This is a genomic window from Comamonas aquatica NBRC 14918 (assembly GCF_000739875.1).
GTDB lineage: Bacteria > Pseudomonadota > Gammaproteobacteria > Burkholderiales > Burkholderiaceae_C > Comamonas > Comamonas aquatica.
Window position 1 is genome coordinate 1 of sequence record NZ_BBJR01000074.1, and the last position, 22,728, is coordinate 22,728.

Below are 22,728 nucleotides of genomic sequence, written 5' to 3' on the forward strand. Positions count from 1 at the left end.
TCAGGAACACCTGGAACTCGCGCTCCGACAGTTGCTCGTGGGGCGGCGCATCGTCCTTGCGGTTGAGCTGCTGGGCCAGCAGATCGGCCACAGTGGGCGTCAGGTAGCGGCGGCCCAGCGAGATAGTGCGGATCGCCTCGGCGATTTCCTTGGGCTCGCACTCCTTGTTCAGGTAGCCGCTGGCGCCCTGGCGGATCAGGTTGATGGCGTAGTGCTCTTCCGGATAGCCGCTCAGGATCAGGATGCCCATGTCCGGCGCCTTGGCGCGCAGCATGGCCAAGGCATCCAGGCCGCTTTGCCCCGGCATGGACAGATCCATCACCAGGACATCGATTTCCTGCTGGCGCACCAAGTCGATCGCTTCACGGCCATTGCTGGCCTCACCGACCACGCGCAGGTCCACGTGTTCCGACAAATACTGGCGCAGACCTGACCGTACGATGGAATGGTCATCCACGATACCTACTTTGATCATCGAAGCCTCTCTCTATGTTGCGGGCCAAAGCCCTGAACTTTTTGGTTTCTACAGAACAGATTGCCTGCAAATCCTTGCACTGACTGGTCTCAAAGCATCTTGATTATGCAGAAGAACTGCACCAAACTCGCAATCAACTGGAGGATTGAATGTGAAATGGACCCAACTGCGCCGCATGGCAATCAGCCTGCCCGTGGCGATTTTTGCCGCCTGCCTGATGATTGGCATCAGTGAATATGGCAACAAGCAAACCAGCCAATCCCTGAGCAACCTGGCCCACGCCTACGACACGCGCACCGCACTCAGCACACTGACCAAGGAGATGCTGGATGCAGAAACTGGCCTGCGCGGCTACCTGCTGACCAGCGACGAAAACTACCTCAAGCCCTACAACGAAGCGATACAGAACATCAGCAGCACCCTGCAGCGCATCCGCCAGTTGATCGAGACCACGCCCCAGGGCATGGAATTCTTCATCCCGATGTCGCACAGCATCAGCCGCAAGACCGCAGAGATGGACCTGAGCCTGCGGCTGTTCCGCGAAGGCAATGCCGATGCGCTGAAGTTCGTCATGTTCACCGACATGGGCAACACGGACATGAGCAACATCCGCGAGCTCGCCCGCAAGCTCGACACGCTGACGGCCGAGCGCTCCGGTCGCTACCAGCAGGACATCAACAGCTCGCTCATCATGGCGCGCATCGGCGTGGCCACGGTCACGCTGTTCGGCCTGTTCGCCTTCTACCTGTACCTGCGCCAAAACAACATGGTGGACCGCCTGCACAAGCGCGAACAGGCCCTGCTGTCCGAAGAGCGCTCACGCCTGGAAAACCTGGTGCGCGAACGCACCGCCACCCTCACCGAACTGGCCAACCACCTGCAACAGGTGCGTGAAGACGAACGCGGCCACCTGGCCCGCGAGCTGCATGACGAGCTGGGCGCCCTGCTGACGGCCGCCAAACTGGACGTGGCCCGCCTGAAGTCGCGCATCGACATGGGCAACCCCGAGATCGCCGACCGCATCAAACACATGACGGAGACGCTCAACAGCGGGATTGCGCTCAAGCGCCGGATCGTGGAAGACCTGCGCCCCTCCTCGCTGGCGAACCTGGGGCTGTCGACCTCGCTGGAAATTCTGACCAGCGAATTCGCCCAACGCAGCGGCATCGAGGTGGAGGCCATCTTCGAAGCCGTGGAACTGCCCGAAGCCACCGAACTGACCATCTACCGCCTGGTGCAGGAGTCGCTGACCAACATCGGCAAGTACGCCAAGGCCAGCCAGATCCAGGTCACGGTGCACCGATACCCCACCTATGTGGCGGTGCAGATCAAGGACAACGGCGAGGGCTTCGACCTTGCCAGCATCCGCCCCAACTCCCATGGGCTGGCAGGTATGCGCCACCGCGTGGAAGCAGCCGGCGGACGCCTGACCATCAACTCGGCCCTGGGTGCCGGCACTACCGTGTCGGCCATCATTCCCACAGGCGCCACCCCGGCCGAGGCCATAACTGCGATCTGAGCCCGTCCCCAGGCCAGCCCCTCATGCCACCTGCGGGTGGCTTTTTTTGGGGGTGCTTGGGGGCGCTGCTGCCCGTCACCCAGTTGTCGTTGTAGGCGTGGCCCCACACGCAGCACGCCCGCCGGGCTGACAAGCAGCCTCCCCCGGTACTGGCACGGCACCCTGCCGAAGCCGCCTACAGTAGGAACCCTGATTCGTCTCAAAGCACAACGAATTCAAGCAACTACGAACGAGGAGGCTCACCATGCTGCACTACGCCGTTGTTTTTCTCATCATTGCCCTGGTCGCGGCCATCTTTGGCTTTGGCGGGATCGCTTCAGGTGCCGTTGGCATCGCCAAGATTCTGTTCTTCATCTTTGTGATCATGGCCGTCATCAGCTTTGTGATGAGCCTGCTGAAAAGCAAAAGCTAAGCCGGATGGCGTGCCCCTGCCGCCTACCCATGGCCCTTCCAACCAGCGACAAGGAATGATCGATGAACCAATTTGATGACAGCAAGAAAAAACTGGCCGAAGCTGCGGAATCCACCAAGGAGGCCGTAAAGGACGCGGCGCAGACGGCCCGCGACAGTGCCAAGGAGTTTGCCCAGGAGACCCGTGCCTCGGCACGCGAAGCCGCGCAGACCACCCGCGAAGCGGCCCACCACGCCATCGGCAAGGCCCAGGAAGGCCTGCGCACCGTGGAAAAGGAACTCAGCCCGGCCATTGATGACCTGTCCGCACGCGCCCAGGAATTCTGCAACAAAGGCATCCACCTGTGTGCCGAAGGCACGGATCGCGCACGCCGGCACTTCCAGCAGGCCGCCGAAACCACCACCCGCTATGTGGTGGAGCAGCCCGGCAAATCGATCCTGATGGCAGCGGCCGCCGGGGCGGCGATTGCTGCGGCCTTCTTGCTGGGCCGACGCCGATAAACCTGCTCGTTTGCGGCCAGCCGCACTGCTTTTACCGCCCAGCGGCCGAAGCTGGACGGTTGTTCCCCCCTGCTACACCAAAACCTACATAGAGGAGCTGAATCCATGCAATCCATGAAGCAATACACACGTGCCATCGCATTTGCGACCCTGATCGGTGCCACCGTCATTGGCGCCGCTGGCTGCTCGGTGGCCCGCAACCAGCAAACCGTGGGCTCCTACGTCGATGACGCCGGCATCACCACCGCCATCAAGGCCAAGTTTGCCGAAGACCACACCGTGGCCGCCACCTCCATCAGCGTGGAAACACTGAAGGGCACGGTGCAACTGTCAGGCTTTGCCAAGAGCCAGACCGAAAAGGACCGCGCCGAAGCGATTGCCCGCAACGTCAAGGGTGTGACCTCGGTGCGCAACAGCATCGTCGTGCGCCCCTGATCGGGCCACGCCGCGCTGCAGTGGCGGTGGCGACCCCCACCGCCTGCCATGGGCCGACCCAAGCCGGGTCGGCTTTTTCATGGGCAGCGCCCACACCGTTTTGTCGTTAAGCTTGCCGCATGCGTGCCTTTACCTGCGACCACTGCGGCCATCTGGTGTTCTTTGAGAGCACCGCCTGCGTGCATTGCGGCGCCCAGCTGGCCTTTGTGCCTGAGTGGATGCGCATCGCCGCACTGGAACCTCATGCCACGCAGCCTAACGTCTGGCAGCCCCTGTCGGCCACACACACACCGCACCTACGGCTGCGCATGTGCCGCAACCGCAGCAGCGCCGGCAACCCCTGCAATTTCACGACCGATGCCGATGGCTCGCAGCCTTACTGCGTCTCGTGCCGCCAAACCCGCTGGTTGCCCAACTTTGCCAACCCGCAGAACCTGCTGCGCGCGCACAAGATCGAAAACGCCAAGCGCTACCTGTTCTACACCCTGTCCTGCCTGCAATTGAGCGTGCTGCAAGGCTTTACGGCGCCCACTTTCGATTTCCTGGAAGACCTGCCCGGCCAGCCCCCGGTGCTGACCGGCCACCTGAACGGCATCATCACGCTGAATGTGGCCGAAGCCGATGACGACGAAAGGGCGCGCCGCCGCCAGGCCCTGTTCGAGCCTTACCGTACCCTACTGGGTCATCTGCGGCATGAGTCCGGCCATTTCTTCTGGGATGCACTGGTGCGCGACACCGCCTGGTTGCAGCCTTTCCGCGCGCTGTTCGGGGATGAGCGGGCCGACTATGCCCAGGCCCTGCAAGCCCACTATGCCCGCGGCCCACAGGAGCTGGCCGGTTGGCAACAGCAGCATGTGAGCGCGTATGCAGCCGCCCACCCGTGGGAGGACTGGGCCGAAACCTGGGCCCATTACCTGCACGTCATGGACCTGATGGAGACCGCTGCCAGCTATCGCGTGCAACTGCGACTGCCGGGGCACATGGCCAGCTGGCCCCCGCTGGACAACCCCTTCGACACGCACAGCCTGCCGTTCGAGCACATCCTGCAGCAGTGCGTACCGCTGACACTGCTGCTCAACAGCCTGAACCGCAGCCTGGGCCACAACGACGCCTACCCGTTTGCCCTGTCGTCCGGTGCCGTGGCCAAGCTCGGCTTTGTCCACCAGGTGGTGGGGGCCCACCGTGGGGCAGCAGGGCCAGGCTGATCCCGCTGCTGTAGCGGCCTGCAACGGCCAGATTTCTCGACCGCTGTTCGCGGGCCGATGGCCCTAGACCGTGATCGTTCCGCTCAGGTAGCGGGCGAAATCGCCCGCGACGTCCACGCTCGATGCCGTCACCTCGCAGTACAGAGTGCCTGTGCGCCGCGAGGCCTGGTGGCCGATCAGGACCGACTTGCCCAATTGTCCCGCCCAGTAAGGTGCCAGCGCGGCGTGGATGGAACCGGTGACCGGGTCTTCGTCCCCGCCATTCGCAGGCCAGAAGTAACGGCTCACAAAGTCATAGCCCGCACCAGGGTTCGCAGGCGCTGTCACGACCACATCGAGGGGACCCAGCGTTTGCAGGCGGGCCAGATCCGGCTGGACCGCACGCACGTCCGCTTCGTTCGCATACACGGCGACATAGGCCTGCTCGTTCACCAGCACCACGGATGGCGCAGGACGCAAGCCCTCCAGCAGTGCGGCGGGCACGTTGGCCAGTGGGCGCGCATCGCGGCGGGGGAACGTCATGACGATGCGACCGCTGGCCTGCAGCGTCGCCACCACGTTCCCCACGGCAGCGGCCCAGAACGTGAGGCGGTCACACCCGGGCTTGGACGCGAAGAGCACACAGGCGCTGGCCAGCGTGGCATGGCCACAGAATGCGATCTCCTTGATCGGCGAGAACCAGCGGATCTCGAACGCTGCGCGGTCATCGCTCCAGACCAGGAAGGCGGTTTCGGAGAGGTTGTTTTCGGTGGCAATCGCTTGCAGCGTCGCATCGGGCAGCCATGCTTCAAGCACGACCACGGCAGCTTGGTTGCCCTTGAATTGTTCGGAGGTGAACGCGTCAACGATATGGATTGGCAGTTGCATGGCAGGTGGGCAGGGGTGAGGGAATGGAGGCACCCGGTGGGCGCATGCCATGGGGCATGGCACAGGGCCGAGCACGAGGAAATCATAGAGGCTCAATATCTGCGGACTGGCCCCAACGACTGCCTTGAGCAGGTTGAATGTTTTCCACGAGGCTTCCACGGCCCAATGCCACTGGCCAAGCGAGAGCGTGCCACAAGCGGCTTTGACACGATCCTGCGAGAACAGGCTACCGCGTCACCATCTGCATGGCTTGCTCCGAGTGAACGCCCCATTGGCCACCGACATCCTTATCGCGATGGACGCAGCGCGCGACTGGGCGCACGAGAATGCCGTCCGATGTGCTCCAGCTCCAGGCAGTGACGAAGTCCGAACGCGGCGATGCACCCTGGGACACCTCCATCCCAACTGCAGCCGTACGCATCCAGGACCCGGCGGTCCATACACCCCGCTTGCCCTCGCGCCACATCAGGTCGCAGTGCCCGCCGGCACCCCGCGCAGGTCTGGAACGCTGCGTCTCATGGCGACACGCCATCCAGTCCCAGCGGCCCGGTCGGAAACTGCTCGATGGGCAGCGGGCGGGCAAACAGGTAGCCCTGGAACAGGGTGCATCCGCAGTCGGCCAAGAATTGCCGCTGCGCCAGCGTCTCCACGCCCTCGGCGATGATCTCCAGCTCCAGGGAGGTGCCGAGGTTCACGATGGCCTGCAAGATGGTGGCACCCTGGGTGCCGCTCTTGAGATCGCGCACAAAGCTTTGGTCGATCTTGAGCTGGTCCAGCGGCAGCTGGCGCAGGTACGACAGCGACGAATAGCCGGTGCCAAAGTCATCCAGGGAAAAGCCCAGCCCCAGCTGGCGCAGCTGGTGCATGCGCCGCACCACCTGGTCGAGATCGCCCATCACCAGGTTTTCCGTCAGCTCCAGCTTCAAGCCTGCAGGGCGGACCTGGTGGCGCTCGATGGTCTGGGCCACGAGCTGAGGGAAGTCCGGGTCCAGCAGCTGGCGCGCGCTGACATTGATCGCCAGCCGCAGGTGCTGGGTGGACGGCGCGCTTTGCCAGCGGCGCAGCTGCGCGCACCCGGTATCCAGCACCCAGGCACCAATGTGCAGGATCAGTTCGCTCTCCTCGGCCAGCGGTATGAACTCGGCCGGGGACACCGAACGGCCCGCGCTGGTGACCCAGCGCAGCAGGGCCTCCGCCCCCGCGATGCACCCGTCGTGGTCCACCTGGGGCTGGTAATGCAGCACCAGTTCCCGACGCTCGATGGCATGGCGCAAGCCTTCCTCCAGCGCCGCCTTGTGCGCCACTGCAGCTTGCATCCAGGCATCAAAGAACATGATGGCATTGCGTCCGGCAGCCTTGGCCCGGTACAGCGCCAGATCGGCTTGGCTCAGCAAGGTCTGGGCGTCCTGCTCCTCCCCGCCCAACAGCGTGACGCCGATGCTGGTGGAGCAATAGAACTGCAGGCCGTTGAGCAGGTAGGGCTGGCTCAGCGCCAGGCGCAGTTGCTCGGCAATCGCCATGGACTGCGCCCGGGCTGCCTGCGGATCAGGGTCCAGCCCCTGCGCCAGCACCACGAACTCGTCGCCGCCCAGCCGGGAGGCCGTATCGCCACTGCGCACATTGGCGCTGATGCGCTGCGCCACCTCGACCAGCAGCTGGTCGCCCACGGCATGCCCCCGGGTGTCGTTGATGACCTTGAAGTTGTCCAGGTCCAGCACCATCAGCGCGCCGTGGGTCTGGTCCTGCTGGCAGGTCTGCAGCGCGCGCGGCAGCAGCTCCTGCAGCCTCCGGCGGTTGGCCAGTTGCGTCAGCGGATCGTAGAAGGCCAGTTGGTGGACTTTTTCTTCGGCCTCTTTCTGCTCGGTGATGTCCTGCATGTTGCCGAACCAGGCACACAGCCTGCCCTGGACATCGCGCTGCATCTGTGAACGCGAGCGCACCCAGCGCATCGCGCCATCCGTTCGGCGCTGCACCGGGTACATCATTTCCGATTCGCTCTGGGTGTCGCGCAACTGGGTCATCATCTGCGCCCAGACCCGCTCACGGTGCTCTGGGTGCACCAGTTCCCGCCAACCTTCCAGGGTGCGCGAACCATCGGGCCGCAGTCCCAGTATGTCATCCAGCTGGGGCGAAGTACGGAATACCTCGCGCTCGGGGTCATAGACGAAGTACCCGACCTTGGCCAGTTGCTGGGAATTGCTCAGCAAGGCCTCGCGTTCGCGCAGGCTCTCCACGGTGCGCCGCAGCTCGGCGGTCTGCTCCTTCACCCGCTCTTGCAGCGCCTGCTCCCGCTCGGCCAGCGACTCGGACAAGGCCTTGATGGTCAGGGTGTCGCGCATGGCCAGCCAGGTACGGCGGTGGTCCACCTGGGCCATGCCAAAGGTCATGCACCAGTAGACCGCTAGCGAGAGGGTCAGGCTGAAGCCCATGGGCTCCACATAGTGCTGCTGCAGCACCTGCAGCAGCAGGACCGCCCACGCACTACCGGCAAACACCGTCCACACCCGCACGAAATGCGCCATGGTGGGAATCAGGAAGACGATGGTGATGCACAGCAGCATCAGGCGGTAGTAGAACAGCGCGTCCAGTTGGCCGGTCTTGACGATCAGGGGCATCAGCCCCCAGATCACGCCGGCCAGGCCGGCCGGCAGACACTCTCAATTGACCAGCGTGCGGGCTGGCACACCGCGCTCCAGGGCCTGCAGCGCCCAGCGGCCAAAGACCGCACTGCCGATCAGGGGGAGGGCAATCAGCGCCGCCCACAGCAGCAGGCGGCCATGGTCGACCACCTGCCAGTGCGGGAACAGCACCGCCACGATGCCCAACAGCCCGATGGGAGCCGCCGTGCTGGTGCGGTGAAACAGTTCCCTGGCCAGGGCCGCCTGCAAGGCGCCCTGGGGGATGGTGATGGCGTCGGTGGAAGTGGCCATGCTCAGCCCCCGTGGGGGGCCTCAATGCCGCGGGCGGTGTGCGCCCAACGCCTACCCACATCCCCAATTCGGGCCGGCGCACGCCAGACACCACGCTGGGTCACGCCCTGCGTGCTATCTCCCAGGAGCTCAAAGCCCATGCCGCCGACGTCGTTCATGGCAGAGGACCCCGGATGTCGAAAATGGTGACGGGCATGGCAAAGATTTACATTTTGTTGGATCTAACGATGCGGGATCGCCAGCCCCGCTGTCAAGCCACGTTCCTTGAAGTCGCGCTGCTGTCCTGCATGCACAGGCTGGACCGTCGCATGCCATCGGTCGGATGCGCCACAGCAGCCTGCAGATGGGCGATTCCGCAGGGAGCCGTGGGTGGTGGTTCAGCACCAGCTCACACAGGCTGGAGCAGACCTGCCCACACGGGCACAGCGCTGCCACCAGCGCCCGGCACCGGTCTGGCACCGGGCGACGCCCGGTGGTCCCCGGGGCCTCAGCCCCGGCCCAGCTTGGCCAGCAACTGCTGCAGCACGGTGGGCGAGACAAACTGGCGCACCTCGTCGCCGCCCAGGGTGGCGATCTCGCGCACCAGGGTGCTGCTGATGAACATGTACTGCGCGCTGGGCGTCAGGAAGATGGTGTCCACATCGGGCATCAGGTGGCGGTTCATGCCCGCCAGCTGAAACTCGTAGTCGAAATCGGTGCCGGAGCGCAGGCCGCGCACCATCACCCGCGCGCCCTGGGCGCGCACGAAATCGCGCACCAGGCCGTCGAAGCTCTCCACCCGGATATTGGGCACGTCGCTGAAGACGCCACGCGCCAGGGCCAGGCGTTCGTCCAGCGAAAACATCGTCTTCTTGTGGTGCCCGGCGGCCACGGCCACCACCACCTGGCCGAACATCTGGGCCGCGCGGCGGATCATGTCTTCATGCCCCAGGGTGATGGGGTCAAAGGTGCCGGGGTAGACGGCGACCACGTGCTCGGCCATGGCGATCTCCAGGTTATAGCGATGATGGCGCGCATTATGCCTGCGCGCGTTTGAGACATAAAAATAGCTTCTGACGCTTGTCCATCAAGCGTCAGAAGCTATGAATTTAGAGCCAGGAAAGCTGACCCTCAGCCGGGCTGCTTCTGCAGCAGGTGGGCATGCACGGCGCCGGCCTTCAGGTAGCGGTGCAGGCGCAGGCCCAGGGCCGCCAGCTCATCCTCGGTCCAGGCCTTGGGGGCCTCCAGGTAGATGAAGCCATCGTCGGCCACGGCCTGGGCGGCCGCCTTCATGGCGGGGCCGAACAGGGCTTCCGCGGCAAACGGCGGGTCGATGAACACCACATGCCAGTGGCCGGGCGCGCTTTGCGCCAGGGCCGCGACGCCGTCACCGCGCTGCACGTGCACGCCTTCGGCCTTGAGCTGCTGGCCCAGGCGCTCCAGCTGCTGGGCCAGGGCGGCGTCCTGCTCCACCATGCGCACCTGGGTGGCGCCGCGCGAGGCGGCCTCGAACCCCAGGGCGCCGGTGCCGGCAAAGGCGTCGATGCAGCGCCAGCCCCCCAGGTCCTGACCCAGCCAGTTGAACAGGGTTTCCCGCACGCGGTCCGGCGTGGGGCGCAGGCCGGGCCGCTGGGCCACGGCCAGGCGGGTGCGGCGCCATTGGCCGCCGATGATGCGCACCTCGCCGGCGCCGCCGGTGTTGGCCTTGGCGGGCTTGGGGCCCTTGCTGCCGGGCTTCTTGCCCGCCGCCACGGCGGCGGCTTCGGCCTCGGCCTGCTTGAAGGCCTCGCGCTTTTTCAAGCGGGCTTCCAGCGCCAGGGCTTCCTCGATGTTGCGATAACTGTTGCGACCCATTACTTCTTTTCTCCCAACACCACGGTCACCATGCGCTCGGGCTGCAGCACACGCTGCATGGCGCGGCGCACGTCGTCCGTGGTCAATGCTTCAATCTTGGCCGTCCAGTGGTCCAGGTAGTCCAGTGGCAGGCCATTCCACGCAATATTGGCCACATTGGCCAGCAGCTTGCGGTTGCTGTCGATGCGCAGCGCAAAGCTGCCAATCAGGTTGTCTTTGGCGTCGCGCAGCTCCTGCTCGGTCGGGCCTTCGGCCACGAACTGCGCCAGCGTGGCCTGCGCCACCTGGCGCGCCTGCTCGGCCTGGTCGGGGCGGGTCTGCAGGCCGACGGTGAAGGCGCCGGCATGCAGGCCGGGGGCAAAGCTGCTGGACACACCATAGGTCAGGCCGCGCTTTTCACGCACCTCTTCCATCAGGCGCGACACCAGGCCACCGCCGCCCAGGATGTGGTCGCCGACCAGCAGGGCCAGGAAGTCCGGGTCGTTGCGCTTGATGCCGGGCTGGCCGATCAGCACCTGGGCCTGGGCCGACTGGAAGGGAATGCGGATGTCCTGGGCCTGCTGCAGCGCCGGCACCTCGGCCACGGCGGGAAGGGGCTGGCAGCCGTGGCCGTCGTCCTTGGGCAGGCGCGCCAGCAGCCGGGTGACCAGGGTATCGGCCTGGGCCTTGTCGACGGCACCCACCACGCTCACCTTGGCACGGCAGGCCTGCAGGGTCTGGGCGTGGAAGGCCTGCATGTCGCGGATCTGCAGGTGCTGCAGCGTCTGCTCGGTCACGCGCTGGCCATAGGGGTGGCCGCTGTAGACGGCCTGGGCATAGGCCCGCCGGGCCACCGTGCCGGGACGGGTGTTGGATTCGGCGATCGAGGCGCTCCAGCGGGCGCGCTCGCGCTGCCAGACCTCGGCCGGCCAGCTGGGCTGGGCGATCTGGCGCGAGGCCAGGTCCACCGCGCGCTGCAGCAGGTCGGGCACGGTCAGGCTGCGCAGGGTGTAACTGAAGCTGTCCGGCCCGGCGCTGGCCTCCAGGCCCGCGCCCAGGTCGGCCCAGGCCTCACCCAGGGCGTTTTCGTCCAGCGCCGGCTGCTTGCCGTCGGCACGGATGCCCTTGGCCGCCATCAGGCTGACCGCCGCCGCCAGGCCGGCCTTGCCGGCGGGATCGCGGCGCGATCCGGCATCGAAGTCGACCTGGATGTCCACCATGGGAATGCTGGGGCTTTCCACCAACCAGACCTGGGCACCCGAGGGCTGCTGCCAGTGCTGGATCGGCAGCAGGGCCCAGGCGGAATTGATACCAAAACCAGAGAATGTGCAAGCCAGCCAAGCGCTGGCAGCTATGAATTTCGTTTTCATCGTCAGCAACTTTCAGTGCATTTGCGCAGAGGCGGGGGCCGCCGCAGGGCGGGCCTGGCCGGCGGCGCGGGGCTGGGGCACCAGGGTGCCGATGGTCAGCTGGTCGTTGCCAAAATACCGACCCGCCACGCGCTGCACGTCGGCGGCGCTGACCTGCATCAGCTGCTGCAGCAGCAACTCGTCCGCATTCACGGGCATGTCCATGACCCAGTAGTTGCCCAGGCTCTGCGCCTGGCCCATGACCGAGTCGCGCTCGTAGACCTGCGAGGCCATCCACTGCGTCTTCACGCGCTCCAGCTCGGCGGGCTGGATACCCTCCTTGGCGATGCGCTGCACCTGGGCACGCAGGGCCTGTTCCAGCTGGGCCGGGGTCTTGCCCTTGGCGGGCACGCCGGTCAGCGTGAACACGGCGGGACCGCGCCCCAGCACGCCGGCCGAGCTGCCGGCGCTGTCGGCGACGCGGTCCTTGCCCTGCACCAGGGCGCGCTCCAGGCGCGCGCCGTCATAGCCGTCCAGCACGGCGGACAGCACCAGCAGCGCCAGCGCGTCCTTGTCCGAGGCGTCCAGGTCCTGCACCTTGCGGATCGCCGGCACGCGGTAGGCCATGGCCACGAAGGCCTGTTCGGCCGGCTGCTTGACCTCGATGCGGCGCAGGCCGATCTGCCGGGGCTCCTCGCGCGGCTTGCTGACCGGTGCGGCGCGCGCCGGAATCTGGCCATAGGTTTCCTCGGCCCAGGCCCGGACCTGCGCCACGTCCACATCCCCGGCGACCACCACGGCGGCCTTGGCCGGCACATACCACTGTCGGTGGAACTGGCGCACGTCGTCGGCCGTCATGGCGTCCAGGTCGCTCATCCAGCCCACCACCGGGCGGCGGTAGGGGTTGGACTGGTAGACGGTGGCAAACAGCTGCTCGAACAGCATGGAGCGCGGGTTGTCCTCGGTGCGCATGCGGCGCTCTTCCTTGACGACCTCGATTTCCTTGGTGAATTCGGCGTCCGGCCACTGGTTGTGGGCGAAGCGGTCGGCCTCCAGCGCCATCACGTCGCGCAGCCGGTCGGCCGGGATCTGCTGGTAGTAGCCCGTGTAGTCGCGGTTGGTGAAGGCGTTCTCCTGACCGCCCAGCGCGGCCACGCGGCGCGAGAAATCGCCCGGCGCCAACTGCTCGGAGCCCTTGAACATCATGTGCTCCAGCACGTGGGCCACACCGGTGGTGCCATCGACCTCGTCCATGGCGCCCACGCGCACCCACAGCATGTGCACGGCCGTCGGCGCGCGGCGGTCGGGCTGCACGATCAGCTGCATCCCGTTGCGCAGCGTGAACTGCTGCACCGACGACGCCGGGTTGGCCACCGCCGTGCCGGCCCATGCAGCCAGAGATGAGGACAACGTGCCAGCGGGGGCCAAATTCTCGGCCCCGGCACTCAGGCTGGCCACCAGCGCTAGGAGGGATAAAGTTCGTTTCATAGAATGCAGGATTCTAAGAACCCGCCAATGTTCAGTTTTTTCAAGAAAAAAGTTCCCACCACCGACGCAACGCCTGCTTCCACGCAGACGGACGCGGTCGTTCCCACCACCCCGCCCCCGGTGAGCGAGGCCGCTGCGGCCCCCGCCTCCGTCGGCTGCTGGCTGCGCAACACCTTCGGCATGGGCGACAAGGAGGCACAGCCTACCGCAGTTGCCAAGCCCGCGCCGGCGACCGAGACCTTTGCACCCGAGCCCCAGGCCAAGCCCGAAGCGGCCGCCGACCGCGGCAGCTGGATGGACCGCCTCAAGCGCGGCCTGCGCAAGACCGGCTCCAGCATCGCCACGGTGTTCACCGGCACCCAGATCGATGACGCCCTGTACGAGGAGCTGGAAGACGCGCTGCTGATGGCCGACACCGGCGTCAAGGCCACCCTGCACCTGCTGGAGGACCTCAAGCGCCGCGTCAAGGAGACCAAGACCACCGAGCCCGCCGCCGTCAAAGCGCTGCTGGCCGAGGCCCTGGCCGACCTGCTGCAGCCGCTGGAAAAGCCGCTGGTGATCGGTGAGCACACGCCCACCGTCATCATGGTGGCCGGCGTCAACGGCGCGGGCAAGACCACCTCGATCGGCAAGCTGACCAAGCACCTGGCCGACAGCGACCAGTCGGTGCTGCTGGCGGCGGCCGACACCTTCCGCGCCGCGGCGCGCGAGCAGCTGGGCGTCTGGGCCACGCGCAACACCGTGGAAATCATCAGCCAGGCCGGGGGCGACCCCGCCGCCGTCAGCTTTGACGCGGTCAGCGCCGGCAAGGCCCGCAAGAAGGACGTGGTGCTGGTCGACACGGCCGGGCGCCTGCCCACCCAGCTGCACCTGATGGAAGAGCTGAAGAAGGTCAAGCGCGTGATCGCCAAGGCCGATGGCTCGGCCCCGCACGAGGTGCTGCTGGTGATCGACGGCAACACCGGCCAGAACGCGCTCAACCAGGTCAAGGCCTTCGACGAGGCCCTGGGCCTGACCGGTCTGATCGTGACCAAGCTGGACGGCACCGCCAAGGGCGGCGTGCTGGCGGCGATTGCGCAGGAGCGCCCGATTCCCGTGTACTTCATCGGCGTGGGCGAAAAGGTGGAAGACCTGGAAACCTTCAACGCCAAGGAATTTGCCCAGGCCCTGCTGGCCTGAGCCTGCTGCACGCTCCGCCCTTGCCTTCAGCCCCGCACTGCGGGGCTGTTGCATTTCAGGAGCAGCCCGCGCAGGCTGCGTCTGCAATTTCCATTCTTTTCAGCTTGAAGTCAACGCTGTTCAAACGCCAGGCGCTCACTTTTTCACATCGACCTGCTGCGCCACCCATTCGGCATAGGCGGGTGCCGCCTGCTCGGTGCGCACCAGCCATTGCGGCACGTCATAGGGGTGGGCGGCGTGCAGCCACTGCGCCAGCGCGTCCACCGTCTGCGGCAAGGTCTTGAACACCAGCCGCCATTCCGCGCCCGCCTCCTGCTGGCCCTGCCAGACGTAGTGGCTGGTGATGGCCTCCACCTGCACGCAGGCCGCCAGCCGCGCCTGCACCGCCGCCTGGGCCAGGCGCTGCGCGGCCTCGGGCGAATCCACGGTGGTGGTGGCCACGGCCACCGGCTGGAGGGAGTTGGAGCAGTCCATGCCGCGATTGTGCCCCGCTCCCGGCTCAGGCCGGGCGCCGCGCCGGCCAGGTGGCCACCACCACGCCCAGCAAGGCAATGCCCAAGGCCAGCAGCTGCAGACTGCTGATCTGCTCGCCCAGCACCAGCATGCCCACCACGGCCGCGCTGACCGGCAGCAGCACCGTGAAGATGCCCGCCTGCGCCGCAGGCACGGCGCGCAGCCCGGTCATCCACAGCCACACCGTCCACATGCAGGCGGCCAGGGCATAGAACAGCAGCAGCGCCCACATGGGCGCGGGCACGGCGCCAAAGCTGAAGTGCCAGGCCGCATACACCCCGGCCGGGGTGGACAGCACAAAGCCCCACAGGTTGATGATGGCGCTGATGCGCTTGGGGCTGAGCACCGCCGTCAGCCGCTTACCGATGACGGCATACGCCGCCTCGCACAGCACGGCCGCCAGCAGCAGGGCCTGGCCGAGCCAGGCACGGTCGGACGCCGACGTGGCCTGCGCCGGCTGGGCCGTGGCGTACAGGGCGATGCCCAGCACCGCCAGCGCCACCGCCACCCAGGTGCGCGGTGCGATGCGTTCGCGCAACAGCAGCCAGCTCAGCACGGCCACCGCCACCGGAATCGCCGACATGGTGACGCCGGCCGTCACCGCGCTGGTCAGGCTGACGCCGGTGACCATGCACAGCGTGAACAGGAAATTGCCGAAGAAGGACTCCAGGAACAGCAGCCAGCGCGTCTGCGCGGACAGCGGGGCTTCACCCGGCGCGGGGCGCAGCCAGCCCAGCATGGCCACGGCGCCGATGCCAAAGCGCAGCCAGGCCAGCAGCAGCACGGGAAACAGGGCGACCAGCGGCTTGGACAGGGCCACATAGCTGCCCACCAGCGCCATGCTGAGCGCCAGACACAGATAGGCCAGGGAGCGGGAAGGAGAACCGGACATCGGACAGCGGCGAAAGCTTGCAAAAAGCTGCCACTCTACCGCTGCGCGTGCCACAAGCCCGCATTCGCACGCGGCAAAAGCGGGGTGTTCAGCAATAATTGCGGCCGGAGGTGCTGGTAGTGACTATTTCTCTTGCAACGGGTCTGGACTTTGAAGACATGTTCGACCTCGCTCCCGTTTCCTTGTGGATGGAGGACTACAGCGACCTCAAGCAGCTGTTTGACGCCTGGCGTGCGGCCGGGGTGACCGATCTGCTCGCCTTCCTGCGCGAAGATCCGCAGCGCATCCACCGCTGCAGCCAGTCGTACAAGGTGCTGCGCGTCAACCAGTACACCCTGCAGCTGTTCAAGGCCCCCGACCAGGAAACCCTGCAAAGCCGCCTGCACGAAGTGTTCCGGGGCGACATGCTCGAGAGCATCGTGCCCGAGCTGCTGGCCCTGTGGGAAGGGCGCATGGACTTTGAAACCCGCTCCGTGAACTACGCCCTGGACGGTCGGCGCCTGGACGTGCAGGTGCGCGCCCGCGTGCTGCCCGGCTTCGAGGACAGCTGGAGCCGGGTGCTGGTCTCGCTGGAGGATGTCACCGCCGAGGTGCAGAGCACCGAACAGCTGCTGCGCAGCGAACAGTACGCCCGCGACCTGTTCGAGCACTCGCCGGTGTCGCTGTGGGTCGAGGACTTCAGCGAGGTCAAGCGCCTGATGGACGAGGTGCGGGCACGCGGCATCCGCGACTTCCGCACCTTTTTGAAGGTGCACCCGGAATTCGTCACGCGCTGCATGCAGGAAATCCGCGTCATCGACGTCAACCAGCAGACGTTGGAAATGTTCGGTGCACGCAACAAGCCGGAGCTGCTGAACAACCTGCCCCAGATCTTCCGCGGCGAGATGTACGACTCCTTCGCCGAGCAGTTGCAGGACCTGTGGGACGGCAAGCTGGTGCAGCAGCGCGAGGTGGTGAACTACGCCCTGTCCGGTGAAGTGCTGCACATCCACCTGGAATTCGCCATCATGACCAGCAACGCCCAGCACTGGGACCTGGTGCTGCTGTCGCTGGTGGACATCACGGCGCGCAAGAAGGCCGAGGCCTATCTGGAATACCTGGGCAAGCACGACGTGCTGACCCAGCTGCGCAACCGCGCCTTCTACATGGAAGAGCTGAACCGCCTGGCACGCAAGGGCCCCTGGCCGCTGTCCGTGATCGCCATCGACATGAACGGCCTCAAGGCGGTCAACGACGAACACGGCCACGCCGCGGGCGACGCCATGCTGCGGCGCATCGGCGAAGTGCTGACCAAGGCCGTGGATGCCCCGGCCTGCGCCGCCCGCATCGGCGGCGATGAGTTCATGGTGCTGCTGCCCTCCACCGACGAGCGCGGCGCCGTGGCGATGCAGGAACGCATCCTGTCGCTGCTGGAGTTGAACAACCAGTTCTACCCGGGCCAGCCCATCCACATCGCCATGGGCCATGCCTGCGGCCAGGAAAACGCGTCCCTCGAGACCGTGGTGCACCGCGCCGACCAGGCCATGTACGTCGAAAAGGCGCGCTTTTACCAGGAGCGCGAGCAGGACCGGCGCCTGCACTCGGGCGAGCTGCTCGGCTGAGCACCCGCCCCACCGCCGTCAGTGCAGCAGGATGCGCATGACGTCGGTGCGGGTGATCAAGCCCACCAGTTGCCCCCGGCGCAGCACCGCCACGAAGGGCACGGTGTGCACGGCCAGCGCTTCCAGCAGGTGGGACACGGGGGTGTGGTCCTCGACGCTCAGCGGGGCATCCTGCATCAGGTCAGCGGCGCGGGCCGGGGTGGATGCCGGCGGCTTCTTGCCCCACAAGCGCCAGGTGCGGCGCTGGCGGCGGTCGCTGGCGTCGCCCTGCTGTTGCTGCCACAGCCAGTCGAACAAGGCGATGCGCGCCACCACGCCCAGCAGGCGGCCGGCGTCATCGACCACCGGCAGGCTCTTGATGGGGTGCTGCTGGAACTGCGCGGCCAGCCGCCCCAGATCGTCGCCCGGCCGGCAGGTCCACAGGGCGGAGGTCATCACCTGGCCGCAGGTCACGCTGCCAAAGCGCCGGGCAATCGCCTGCTCCTCGGCCGCCCGCACCAGTTGCCCCAGCTCCTGGGGGGTCAGGTTGTAGTCCTGGTCAAAACGCGCCAGCAGGGCCTGCAGGTCGGCATCGGACAGGTCGTCGGCCGGCAGATGCTGCACCTTGGCTGCCGCGGCGGGCGCGGCCACCTGCAGCGGATAGTGCTTGCCCCAGGCACGGTGGTAGGCCATGGCCAGCAGCACCAGCACCAGGGTCAGCAAGGCAATCGGCAAGAAGGCATAGCTCCAGCCATGGCGCACCCCGTGCTGGGCCTCCAACACCAGCAACAGGGCCACGGCCCCCCCGGGCGGGTGCAGGGAGCGCGTGAGCTGCATGCCGGCAATCGCACCGCCCACGGCCACCGCCGGCGCCCAGCCCGCAGGCACCCAGGCCACCACCAGCAGGGCCCACAAAGCCGCCACGGTATTGCCCACCACGCAGGACCAGGGCTGGGACAGTGGCCCGGTGTGCACCGCGAACACCAGCACCGCCGTGGCCCCCAGGGGCGCAAACAGCCCCCAGCCGCCCTGCCAGCCACCCCACTGCGCCAGCTGCACCAAGGCAGCGGCCACCCCCAAACCCAGCGCGGCCCCCAGGCCCACGCGCAGCACATCCAGGCCTGCGGCAGGGGCCACGGCCGGTTTCCATCCATTTCCGAATTGCATGGTGTTCCAGACGAAAAACCCCGCCGAAGGGCGGGGGGGCAGGCCCGTGGCAACGCGGGCACTTTCACGGTGGGCGCTGGCACCATGCACCAGGACAGTGCACCAACCCCCACGTCGCCAGCATGCCACAGGCCGCCGGCAACACCCTCAGCAGGGTTTCAGGCCGCCAGGGACTGGGCCGGGCCGAAGAATTCGCAACGCGCCTGCGCGTCCGGCACGCCGGCGCGGTGCAGCACCTGCTTGGCCAGGTGCATGAAGCCGACCGGCCCCAGGTAGTAGGCCTGGACGTCGCGCTCGGCCGGCAGCCAGCGGGTCAGCAGCTCGGCATCGGGCAGGCCCTGGGCCACGTCCACGCCGTCGGCCGGGGCTGCGCCAGCGGCCTGTTCGTAGCCAAAGCGCAGCTGCAACTGGGGGTGCTGCGCCGCCAGGGCCAGCAGGTCGCCACGGAAGGCCTGCAGCTCGGGGCTGCGCGCGCAGTGGATGAAGGTGACGGCACGGCCCATCTTCAGGCCCTGCTGCAGCATGGCCATCAGCGGGGTGATGCCCACGCCGGCGGCCATCAGCACCAGGGGCTTGGCGCTGTCGTCCAGCGTGAAGTGGCCGGCGGGCGGGAAGACGTCCAGCACATCGCCCGCTTGCACCTGGTGGTGCAGGTGGTTGGAGACCACGCCCTGCGCCTCGCGCTTGACGCTGATGCGCAGGCTGCGGCCATCGGCCACCTGCGACAGCGAATAGTTGCGGCGCTGCTCCTTGCCGTCCACCACCACGCGCAGGCCGATGAACTGGCCGGGCTGGTAGGCCAGCACGGCGCCACCGTCTTCGGGCTGCAGGGTGAAGCTGGTGATCTCGGGCGTTTCCGCCTGCTTGGCCGCCACCACGAAGCGGCGCACGCCCTTCCAGCCGCCGGGCGCCTGGGCGTTGGCTTCGTAGGTGGCTTTCTCGGCACCGATCAGGATGTCGGCCAGCTGGCCATAGGCGGCGGCCCAGGCCGCGATCACTTCGTCCGTGGCGATCTCGGCCCCCAGCACCTCGCGGATGGCACGCAGCAGGAAGCCGCCGACGATGGGGTAATGCTCGGGCTGGACCTGCAGCGAGACGTGCTTGTGGATGATCTGCGCGGGCAGATCGCCCAGACCCGACAGGTCGTCAATGTGCTTGGCGTACATCAGCACGCTGCGGGCCAGCGCGCGCGGCTGGGCACCGGTCTGCTGGTGCACGCTGTTGAACAGCGGCTGCACCTCGTCGCTCTCGGACAGCATCAACTGGTAGAAATGGGTGGTCAGCGCCTCGCCCCCGGTTTCCAGCAGGGGCACGGTGGATTTGACAATGGCGCGTTGGCGGTCAGTCAGCATGTGAAACATCTCTCCAGGGCCGATCTGGCTGGCAAGCCCACCATGGGCACCACGTCGATCGGACACACGGGACTGGCTCTGCAAGCCATGTGCCAGTCGCTGTGCCCTGCAGTATCAAGCACTTACCGCCATCCATGTCTTTTTGACGCGCATCAATTGCAGTCTCTTTGACCGCTTACGATGTCGCTATGACTGCATCTGCCACGCTGCTGAATGCCCTGCTGCCCCTGGTGGCCGAGCTGTCCAGCCAGCTCCCCGAATCCGAACGCTACCGCCGCCTGCTGGCCGCGCTGCGCACCGTCCTGCCCGGCGATGCCGCCGCCCTGCTGCGCTGCGAGCGCAGCGAAGATGGCGACGACTGGCTGCGCCCGCTGGCCATTGATGGGCTGAGCCCCGACACCCTGGGCCGGCGCTTTCGCGTGGCCGAGCACCCGCGCTTTGCTGCCCTGCTGGCGGCCGGCCAGGCGCTGCGCTTTCCCACCGACACCCCGCTGCCCGACCCCTATGACGGTCTGGTGGCCCACCACACCGGCGCCCCGCTGCCGGTGCACGACTGCATGGGCTGCGTGCTGCAGGTCGACGGCCAGGCCTGGGGCCTGCTGACCCTGGATGCGCTGGAGCCCGGGCGCTTTGCCGGCGCCGCACCGCTGGAGGCGCTGCAGGCCTTCAGCAACCTGGCGGCGGCCACAGTGGCCACGGCCGCACGCCTGCGCCAGTTGGAGCAGAGCGTGCACAACGAACGCCAGCGGGCCGAGCACTTTCGCCGCCACACCCCCGTGGCCACGCCGCGCCTGCTGGGGCACAGCGCCGCCATGCGTACCCTGCAGCGCGACATTGCCACCGTGGCGGCCAGCGACCTGGCGGTGCTCATCACCGGCGAAACCGGGGTGGGCAAGGAACTGGTGGCCCAGGCGCTGCACGCCCAGTCCGACCGGGCCGACCAGGCGTTCGTCAGCATCAACTGCGCCGCCCTGCCCGACACCCTGGTGGAAAGCGAGCTGTTCGGCCATGTGCGCGGCGCCTTCACCGGCGCCGTGGGCGACCGCCAGGGCAAGTTCGAGCAGGCCCACCAGGGCACCCTGTTCCTCGACGAAGTGGGCGAGCTGCCCCTGGTCACCCAGGCCAAGCTGCTGCGCGTGCTGCAAAGCGGCCAGATCCAGCGCCTGGGGCTGGACCGCGAACGCACGGTGGACGTGCGCATCATCGCTGCCACCAACCAGGACCTGGCCGCCGCCGTGCGCGCCGGCCGCATGCGTGCCGACTTCTACCACCGCCTCAGCGTCTACCCGCTGCAGGTGCCGCCGCTGCGCGCGCGCGAAGGCGATGTGCTGGTGCTGGCCGGCTACTTTCTGGAGCGCACGCGCTCGCAGTTCGGGCTGGACGGCCTGCGGCTGGAAGCCGATGCCCAGGCCGCCCTGCTGGCCCACCGCTGGCCCGGCAATGTGCGCGAGCTGGAGCATGCCGTGCGCCGCGCCGTACTGCACGCCCTGCGCCGGCCACGCCCCCCGGGGCAGTTGCTGGGGATTGTCGCCAGGGATTTCGTGCTGACTCCCAGTTCGATAGCTGACAGCGCAGATGCAGAGCGCGCTGCAGGCCTTTTTGACCCACAAACTCCGGCACCGCCAGCGGCCGGCCTGCGCGAGGCCGTCGCCCAGTACGAGCGCCAACTGGTGCAGCAGGCCCTGCAGGCCCACGGCCACCGCTGGGCACCCGCTGCGCGTGCGCTGCAGATGGACCGCGCCAACCTGCAGCGCCTGGCCAAGCGCCTGGGCCTGCTGGCGCCCAGCACAACGACCCCGCCTGCGGCAGCGTCGTGAACACTGATATTGCCCCTGTTTTGTGGAGTTCTTAGCTCTCTGCTTACGCGGCCTTTTTGCGCTGCGCCTCGTACCAGCGTTTCTCGTATTGCATGGGGCTGAGATAACCCAAGCTCGAATGCAATCTGCGGTGATTGTAGAAGGCCATCCAGTTCATGATGGCCTGCCTTGCTTGCTCCCGGGTGGCGAAGCGCTGCCCATGCACGCAAGCTGTCTTCAGTCTGCCCCAGAAGCTTTCAATGGGAGAGTTGTCCCAGCAATTGCCTTTGCGACTCATGGATGAGCGCATGCCCCATTTGGTTAGAGTGGCCAGGAAGTCATGGCTGCAATATTGGCTCCCCTGTCGCTGTGGAAGATAGCGCCCGGCTCAGGGCGTCTTCGCCACCAAGCCATTGCCAGCGCATCCTTGACCAAACTGGTTTGCATGTGGGGCTGTAGGCTCCAGCCCACGACCTGACGGCTGAACATATCAATGACAGCGGCCAGGTACAGCCAGCCTTCATCGGTGGCGATATAGGTGATGTCACCGCACAGAAGCTGGTTGGGTGCCTGCGGCGTAAAACGCTGCTGCACCAAGTCAGGGGCCACAGGCAGGCTGTGCTTGCTGTCTGTGGTCACGATGAACTTGCGCTTGGTTTTAGCCCGGATGCCGTGCTCGGCCATCAGCTTTCGTACCCGCTCTTTGCCAATTTGTAGACCTCTAACTTGCAGCTATTTTTGCATGCGTAGCCAGCCGTACTCGCCTTTGACCTGCGCATGGATGGCACGAATGTGGGTCAGCACCAATGCATCACGACACAACCGTGGTGAGACACCACGGCTGTGCCTCCAGCAAAAGTACCCACTGCTGCTGACCTGCAGTACATGGCAAGAAACAGCAATCGGATAGATGCCCTTCATTTGCTCAATCCAGGCGTACCTCGCAACACGTCCTGTGCGAAGTACGCCGCCGCTTTTTTTGCAATATCACGCTCCATTCGCAGGCGTGCAACTTCCGCTCGCAGACGGCTTATCTCCATCTGCTCTGGCGTGACCTTGCTAGCAGCACCATCGGCAACTCCAAGCTTGAGAGTGCCTGCTTTTACCTGCCGCACCCAACTGCCCAAGCTAGCCTTGGGAATGCCCAGTGCCTGGCATACCTGCGCTTGAGATTGCCCGCTTTGCACCAAGCGTACAGCCTCCAATCTAAATTCCTGCGTGTATGCCGCACGTACTTGCTTTGCCACCATTTCTTAG

At 66.5% G+C, this 22,728-nt stretch carries 20 protein-coding genes and 1 pseudogene; 8 read left to right on the plus strand and 13 right to left on the minus strand.

What is annotated here, in order from left to right; genetic code table 11:
* Positions 1-475: response regulator (locus CA2_RS15680; protein WP_042419568.1), on the minus strand; the 475-nt coding region annotated here is incomplete at its 3' end.
* A gap of 151 nt (positions 476-626) precedes the next feature.
* Here CA2_RS15680 and CA2_RS15685 point away from each other — a divergent pair.
* The 5 genes from CA2_RS15685 to CA2_RS15705 all read left to right on the plus strand — a co-directional run bounded on the left by CA2_RS15685 (position 627) and on the right by CA2_RS15705 (position 4,546).
* The gene (locus CA2_RS15685; protein WP_042419570.1) at positions 627-1,994 is read left to right on the plus strand and encodes a sensor histidine kinase; all 1,368 of its coding nucleotides are present in this window, start codon (positions 627-629) and stop codon (positions 1,992-1,994) included.
* Positions 1,995-2,238: 244 nt separating this feature from the next.
* The gene (locus CA2_RS17745; RefSeq protein ID WP_042419538.1) at positions 2,239-2,406 is read left to right on the plus strand and encodes a DUF1328 domain-containing protein; all 168 of its coding nucleotides are present in this window, start codon (positions 2,239-2,241) and stop codon (positions 2,404-2,406) included.
* A gap of 62 nt (positions 2,407-2,468) precedes the next feature.
* Positions 2,469-2,906, plus strand: coding sequence for a hypothetical protein (locus tag CA2_RS15695; RefSeq protein ID WP_231907243.1), 438 nt, complete (start codon positions 2,469-2,471; stop codon positions 2,904-2,906).
* A gap of 114 nt (positions 2,907-3,020) precedes the next feature.
* Positions 3,021-3,341 (plus strand): BON domain-containing protein, encoded by a 321-nt coding sequence (locus CA2_RS15700; protein WP_042419574.1) that lies wholly within the window; start codon positions 3,021-3,023, stop codon positions 3,339-3,341.
* A 119-nt stretch (positions 3,342-3,460) separates the two neighbouring features.
* Complete coding sequence (locus CA2_RS15705) at positions 3,461-4,546, plus strand: zinc-binding metallopeptidase family protein (protein WP_042419540.1); 1,086 nt, start codon at positions 3,461-3,463, stop codon at positions 4,544-4,546.
* Between the two features lie 63 nt (positions 4,547-4,609).
* Here the strand turns inward: CA2_RS15705 and CA2_RS15710 are convergent, their stop codons facing one another.
* From CA2_RS15710 to CA2_RS15740, 7 genes are all read right to left on the minus strand, one after another.
* Positions 4,610-5,413, minus strand: coding sequence for a PhzF family phenazine biosynthesis protein (locus CA2_RS15710; protein WP_042419542.1), 804 nt, complete (start codon positions 5,411-5,413; stop codon positions 4,610-4,612).
* Positions 5,414-5,928: 515 nt separating this feature from the next.
* Complete coding sequence (locus CA2_RS17290) at positions 5,929-8,028, minus strand: putative bifunctional diguanylate cyclase/phosphodiesterase (protein WP_156106114.1); 2,100 nt, start codon at positions 8,026-8,028, stop codon at positions 5,929-5,931.
* Between the two features lie 42 nt (positions 8,029-8,070).
* Positions 8,071-8,343, minus strand: coding sequence for a hypothetical protein (locus CA2_RS15720; protein WP_042419544.1), 273 nt, complete (start codon positions 8,341-8,343; stop codon positions 8,071-8,073).
* A 487-nt stretch (positions 8,344-8,830) separates the two neighbouring features.
* Positions 8,831-9,325 carry a pantetheine-phosphate adenylyltransferase gene (gene coaD, locus CA2_RS15725; RefSeq protein WP_042419546.1) on the minus strand — a complete coding sequence of 165 codons (495 nt, stop codon included), beginning with the start codon at positions 9,323-9,325 and terminating at the stop codon, positions 8,831-8,833.
* 128 nt (positions 9,326-9,453) lie between these two features.
* Positions 9,454-10,176 carry a 16S rRNA (guanine(966)-N(2))-methyltransferase RsmD gene (gene rsmD / locus CA2_RS15730; protein WP_081889040.1) on the minus strand — a complete coding sequence of 241 codons (723 nt, stop codon included), beginning with the start codon at positions 10,174-10,176 and terminating at the stop codon, positions 9,454-9,456.
* Positions 10,176-11,525: a M16 family metallopeptidase gene (locus CA2_RS15735; protein WP_042419548.1), complete on the minus strand. Its 1,350-nt coding sequence runs from the start codon at positions 11,523-11,525 to the stop codon at positions 10,176-10,178. Before CA2_RS15735 ends, rsmD begins: the two co-directional genes overlap by 1 nt.
* 12 nt (positions 11,526-11,537) lie before the next feature.
* Positions 11,538-12,992, minus strand: coding sequence for a M16 family metallopeptidase (locus CA2_RS15740; RefSeq protein WP_042419551.1), 1,455 nt, complete (start codon positions 12,990-12,992; stop codon positions 11,538-11,540).
* A gap of 27 nt (positions 12,993-13,019) precedes the next feature.
* On the opposite strand from CA2_RS15740, the gene ftsY reads away from it, so the two are divergent.
* Positions 13,020-14,171 carry a signal recognition particle-docking protein FtsY gene (gene ftsY, locus CA2_RS15745; protein WP_042419554.1) on the plus strand — a complete coding sequence of 384 codons (1,152 nt, stop codon included), beginning with the start codon at positions 13,020-13,022 and terminating at the stop codon, positions 14,169-14,171.
* A gap of 135 nt (positions 14,172-14,306) precedes the next feature.
* On the opposite strand, the gene cutA is transcribed toward ftsY, so the two are convergent.
* Positions 14,307-14,645, minus strand: a complete 339-nt coding sequence (cutA, locus tag CA2_RS15750; protein ID WP_042419558.1) for a divalent-cation tolerance protein CutA — start codon at positions 14,643-14,645, stop codon at positions 14,307-14,309.
* Positions 14,646-14,670: 25 nt separating this feature from the next.
* The gene (locus tag CA2_RS15755; RefSeq protein ID WP_042419561.1) at positions 14,671-15,576 is read right to left on the minus strand and encodes a DMT family transporter; all 906 of its coding nucleotides are present in this window, start codon (positions 15,574-15,576) and stop codon (positions 14,671-14,673) included.
* Between the two features lie 158 nt (positions 15,577-15,734).
* On the opposite strand from CA2_RS15755, the gene CA2_RS15760 reads away from it, so the two are divergent.
* Entirely contained in the window at positions 15,735-17,177 is a 1,443-nt protein-coding gene (locus CA2_RS15760) for a sensor domain-containing diguanylate cyclase (RefSeq protein WP_042419564.1), read from the plus strand.
* Positions 17,178-17,195: 18 nt separating this feature from the next.
* On the opposite strand, the gene CA2_RS15765 is transcribed toward CA2_RS15760, so the two are convergent.
* Complete coding sequence (locus CA2_RS15765) at positions 17,196-18,323, minus strand: HPP family protein (protein ID WP_042419582.1); 1,128 nt, start codon at positions 18,321-18,323, stop codon at positions 17,196-17,198.
* Positions 18,324-18,481: 158 nt separating this feature from the next.
* The gene (hmpA, locus tag CA2_RS15770) at positions 18,482-19,675 is read right to left on the minus strand and encodes an NO-inducible flavohemoprotein (protein ID WP_042419584.1); all 1,194 of its coding nucleotides are present in this window, start codon (positions 19,673-19,675) and stop codon (positions 18,482-18,484) included.
* Positions 19,676-19,863: 188 nt separating this feature from the next.
* Here hmpA and norR point away from each other — a divergent pair, with 188 nt between their 5' ends.
* Entirely contained in the window at positions 19,864-21,492 is a 1,629-nt protein-coding gene (gene norR, locus CA2_RS15775) for a nitric oxide reductase transcriptional regulator NorR (RefSeq protein WP_042419567.1), read from the plus strand.
* Positions 21,493-21,535: 43 nt separating this feature from the next.
* Here the strand turns inward: norR and CA2_RS17750 are convergent.
* A pseudogene (locus tag CA2_RS17750) lies at positions 21,536-22,721 on the minus strand (IS3 family transposase).
* Positions 22,722-22,728: the final 7 nt, after the last annotated feature.